This window comes from Methyloceanibacter marginalis, from assembly GCF_001723295.1.
GTDB classification, from domain to species: Bacteria; Pseudomonadota; Alphaproteobacteria; order Rhizobiales; family Methyloligellaceae; genus Methyloceanibacter; species Methyloceanibacter marginalis.
Genome location: NZ_LPWD01000267.1, coordinates 1 through 4920 on the forward strand (window position 1 = coordinate 1; position 4920 = coordinate 4920).

Sequence of the window (4920 nt, forward strand, 5' to 3'; positions counted from 1 at the left end):
ACATCCAGAGCCTGTCCTCGGCATCGCCGATCCAGACCAGGCTAAAGCCCGATCGCCCGCCTCCCGTCGTCGACGCGCCCAGCGCCTCGACCGGCTGGAACGGGTTGACCGCCGAGCAAGCCTCGATAGCCGCCGCGTGATCGGCAGCGCCGGTCTCGGCATTGGCCGGAGAAACCGCCAATACGGCGAGCGAAAGCGCGGCAATGGCCGAGCCGAGCATCACAGATTTCGTGTTCATGTCTTAAGTCTCCTCAGAAGCATGCCAGGGCGGGATGCCCTTGCCTTGAGGGACAGATGGCGCGCGGGCGCCCTTCGCATTGTGAGGCTCGTCACTCTGCGCCGGGAGCACAGAAACCCAAGCCTCGCCCCATTGGTGTCGCCCGCGTGCCCCACTCCCAAACTAAATCCTCAGGAGGCGAAAAAAATCGGGAACCCTGACCGGGGTTCGCGCATTTGATCCGCCGGAGCGCCGAAGAAACACAAAGGATCGCGGCGCCCGTTAGACGGGATTTCAAACGGGATTTCACTTGCCGGCGCACTCAGGGGCACGAGCGCGCATCGTCACAAGGGGATCGGGGGCGTGGCCATACGGGTAAGACCCGCACGGGCCAGCGAGGGAGCTTTGCCAAATGACCGGTTCCACCATGCCGTTGGCTGCCCAGTTCAGCAGCCATCCAGTCCACCGCGCCACCGACCTGCTGCGCCAGGCGCTCGATAAACCGCCACAAACCGCCCCGGACCCGGCCGAGCTCTGGGACGCACCGCTGTTTCGTCTCGACCCGGCACCCATCGAACTCGCGCGCGGGCCCGTGAGCGTGACCACGCCGAACGATTCGCTCGTCACGCTGCTCGGATTTGCGCCTTTCGAATACGCGCATCTTGAGTGTCAGCCCCCTGTCACAGACACCACCGATGTTGGCGCCGCGAAATCCGGCGACGGCGAAGGGGACGACATGCTCGACCACGCGGTGCAAGCGCAGCTACAGGGCTTGGTCCAAGCCTTTCACCGGCGGCAGCGCCAGGCGAGCCTGCTCGTCGCCTGCTCGATCGCCGCGGCAATCATTTTCACGCTGGCAGGGCTGCTCCTGCTCTTCGGCACCACCAGCCCGGGACGGGCAGACAAGGCCGCGCCGCAGAGCGAAAAATCATCAACCCGTGACACGCCTCATGCAGCGTCGGCGGCACCGCCCCTCGCCCCGATCCGCGTGAGCGATACGATCGACGCGGGCGCTGACGCGAAGATCATCGTAGCGCGGGCCGCGCAGCCGCTGGCTCTCGGCCCTCTCCTGCCCATCGGCGTGGCGCGCTATATTTTGCTCCGCGGTCTGCCGGAAGACGCCTCGCTGTCAGCCGGCCGTCGCACCGGCGCAGGCACCTGGATGGTGAAGGGCGAGGACATCGCCCGGCTCACACTCACCTTTGGGGACGGCGCCAGGGGCGACTACCCCACCGAAATCTACCTGCTCGATTCGCAGCATGGTCCTCAGGCGCGCCGGCGCATGATCCTGCGCGTCGATCCGAGCCCGCAAGTCTACGCCGCCGGGCTTGCCCTTGGCTGGCCGACGGCCTTTTTCCAAGTACCGCAAACCCAGGAGCCGGCCGAAGCGGGGGCCGAAGCCGCAAGGGCGCTAGTGGAGGCGGCGCCTCGACAAGGGAGCGCTTCCGACCTCCCCGCCAGCCCGGAGATCGTCACAGTCCGCCGCCTTCTCACCGACCGCGCGGAGAGCGGACAAGCGGATGCCGCCTACGAGCTCGCGCTGACCTACGATGTCGAAGTTCTGGCGAGGGCCGGGATCGAGACGATCGAGGGCGACATGGTGACGGCGCGCGCCTGGTATATGCGCGCCGCGCAGGCCGGCCATGCGGGTGCGGCCCGCCGTCTCGAGATGATCGCTAGACGACCTGCCGGCGCCTGAGCTCGGCGAGCACCAGCTCGGCCAACACCTCGGGCGTCGTCTCGCTGGTTCTCAGATCGAGTTCCGGCCGCTCGGGCGGCTCGTAGTTTGAGTCGATGCCCGTGAAGTTGCGGATCAGTCCCGCCCGCGCCTTGCGGTAAAGCCCCTTCGGGTCGCGCTCCTCGCAGACCTCCAGCGGCGTATCGACGTAAATCTCGATGAACTCGCCCTCGCCCACCAGCTCGCGCGCCATGTTCCGCTCGGAGCGGAACGGCGAGATGAACGACACCATCACAATGAGCCCGGCATCGACGAAGAGCCTGGCCGCTTCCGCCACGCGGCGAATGTTCTCGACGCGGTCGGCATCGGTAAAGCCGAGATCCTTATTGAGGCCATGACGGACATTGTCGCCGTCAAGCATATAGGTATGACGCCCCAGGGCGTGGAGCCGCCGCTCCAGCGTGTTGGCGATGGTGGACTTGCCGGAGCCCGACAGGCCGGTGAACCACAACACGCAAGGCCTCTGACCTTTGAGACCGGCCCGCGCGCCCTTGTCGATGAAGAGCTCTTGCCATTGCACATTGGTCGCACGGCGCAGGCCGAACTCGATCATGCCCGCCGCCACCGTGGCGTTGGTGAAACGATCGATGAGAATGAAGCTGCCGGTCTCGGCGTTGGCCCCGTAAGGATCGAACACCAGCGGCCTGGTCATGCTGAGATTGCACAAGCCGACCTCGTTCATCTCCAGCGTCTTGCCGGCCACGTGATCGAGATTGTCGACATTGAGTTTGTATTTGAGCGCCGAGACCGTCGCCGTCGTTGTCTGACTGCCACAACGGACCGTGTAAGCACGGCCCGGGAGCATCTCCTCCTCGTCAAACCAGATGAGCTTCGCCGCCACCTGATCGGACGTGGACGGCGCGGCGTCCGGCGACGCGATAACGTCGCCGCGGCTGGCGTCGACCTCCTCGGCGAAGGTCAGCGTGATGGCGTCGCCTTCGGTGGCCTCTTCCAGGTCTCCGTCCGCCGTGACGATGCGGGCCACATGCACCCGCTTGCCGGACGGATGAATAACCACCTCGTCGCCCGGCTTGATGCTGCCGCTCGCCACCGTGCCGGCATACCCTCTGAAATCGAGATGCGGCCGGTTCACCCATTGCACCGGAAAACGGAACGGTCCGGCCGCCGCCTCAGGCGTCACATCCACCGTCTCCAGATGCCCTAACAGCGTGGGACCGTGATACCAGTGCATATGCGCGCTGGGGGCCGTGACATTGTCGCCCTTAAGCGCCGAAACGGGGATCGCGACGATAGAGTCGAAGCCAAGCGGCTCGGCGAAGGAGGCAAAGTCCTCGACGATCGCCTCGAACTTTTCCTGATCGAAATCGATCAGGTCCATCTTGTTGATGGCGACGGCTACTTTCTTGATGCCGAGCAGCGACAAGATGCAGGCGTGGCGCCGGGTTTGAGTGAGCACGCCTTGGCGTGCATCGACGAGCAGCACCGCGAAATCGCAATTAGAATGCGCCGGTCGCATGTTGCGCGTGTACTGCACATGGCCGGGCGTGTCGGCGACGATGAACTTGCGCCGGGGCGTCGCAAAATAGCGGTAAGCCACGTCGATAGTGATGCCTTGTTCGCGCTCGGCCTGGAGTCCGTCGACGAGCAGCGACAGGTCGATCTCCCCGCCGCGCGGCGCGTTCGGCCGCTTGGACTCGCGCTCGACGCTCTGAAGCTGGTCCTCGAACACGAGAGCGGAATCGTAAAGCAGCCGGCCGATCAGCGTGCTCTTGCCGTCGTCCACGCTGCCGCAGGTTAGAACCGCAACAGCCCCCGGTTCTCGTCCGCGACGATCCGGGCGGCGAGCCGCTCGCTGGCGCTTTCCTTGGCGCCCCCGACAACGCTCAATTGCGGCATCAGAAGTAGCCTCCTGCTTCTTCTTCTCCATCGAGCCGATCTGATCGTGATCGATCACCCGGCCCTGGCGTTCGGAATGCCGCGAGGCGATCAGCTCCTCGATGACCTCGGGCACCGTCGTGGCGTCGGATTCGATGGCGCCGGTGAGCGGATAGCAGCCGAGCGTCCGGAAGCGGACCTTGCGCATCTCCGGCGTCTCGCCCTCCTCGATGGGCAGGCGCTCATCGTCGACCATGATCAGCGTGCCGTCGCGGTCGACCACCGGCCGCTCCTTGGCGAAATAAAGAGGCACCACGGGAATGTCCTCAAGATAGATGTAGGTCCACACGTCGAGCTCGGTCCAGTTCGACAAGGGAAACACCCGCATGCTCTCGCCGGGCTTCACCTTGGTGTTGGCGAGATGCCACAGCTCGGGACGCTGGCGTTTCGGGTCCCAGTTATGCGCGGCGTTGCGGAACGAGAAGATGCGCTCCTTCGCGCGGGACTTCTCCTCGTCGCGGCGCGCGCCGCCGAACGCGGCGTCGAAGCCGTGCTTGGCGAAAGACTGCTTCAGCGCTTCGGTCTTCATGATGTCGGTGTGGAGCGCGCTGCCATGCGTAATCGGCGAAATGCGTCGCGCACCCCGTCCTCGTTGATATGCACCCACAGGTCGATGCCGAGCCGCTCCGCCTCCCGGTCGCGGAACGCGATCATCTCCCGGAACTTCCAGGTGGTGTCCACGTGGAGCAGCGGGAACGGCGGTTTGGCCGGATAGAACGCCTTCATGGCGAGATGCAGCAGGACAGAGGAGTCCTTACCGATGGAGTAGAGCATCACCGGATTGCGGAACTCGGCGACCACCTCGCGCATGATGTGGATGCTCTCCGCTTCGAGCTGACGGAGATAGGAAGACAGGCGCTGCTTCATCACTTCGCACTCGTACTCGTCGATCGGGGGCCCTTGGACGCGGGTTCGGCTTTGTCCAAGGCTTTGCCGTTCTGTGCCTTGGCGTGTGTGTCGGCCTTCCGCTTGGCGGCGAGGTAACGATAGGCGCTGACCGGGATCAGGGCGAGATAAGTCACTGACCCGACAGCGAGAGTGAGGGATGGATAGGTCAAAAGCAGGGCAA

At 64.8% G+C, this 4920-nt stretch carries 2 protein-coding genes and 3 pseudogenes; 1 reads left to right on the plus strand and 4 read right to left on the minus strand.

What is annotated here, in order from left to right; genetic code table 11:
* Nucleotides 1-238 (minus strand): hypothetical protein (locus tag AUC71_RS10230; protein WP_141701600.1); only part of this gene is annotated, 238 nt, incomplete at its 3' end.
* A 391-nt stretch (nt 239-629) separates the two neighbouring features.
* Here AUC71_RS10230 and AUC71_RS10235 point away from each other — a divergent pair.
* Complete coding sequence (locus tag AUC71_RS10235; RefSeq protein ID WP_069624181.1) at nt 630-1916, plus strand: hypothetical protein; 1287 nt, start codon at nt 630-632, stop codon at nt 1914-1916.
* Here AUC71_RS10235 and cysN read toward each other — a convergent pair.
* The 3 pseudogenes from cysN to AUC71_RS19505 all read right to left on the minus strand — a co-directional run.
* Nucleotides 1894-3812 (minus strand): annotated as a pseudogene (gene cysN, locus AUC71_RS10240) (sulfate adenylyltransferase subunit CysN). The gene AUC71_RS10235 and the pseudogene cysN sit on opposite strands and share 23 nt — an antisense overlap.
* 10 nt (nt 3813-3822) lie before the next feature.
* Nucleotides 3823-4718 (minus strand): annotated as a pseudogene (cysD, locus tag AUC71_RS19995) (sulfate adenylyltransferase subunit CysD); the annotation flags it as partial.
* Nucleotides 4718-4920: pseudogene (locus tag AUC71_RS19505) on the minus strand (hypothetical protein); the annotation flags it as partial. The pseudogenes cysD and AUC71_RS19505, both read right to left, overlap by 1 nt.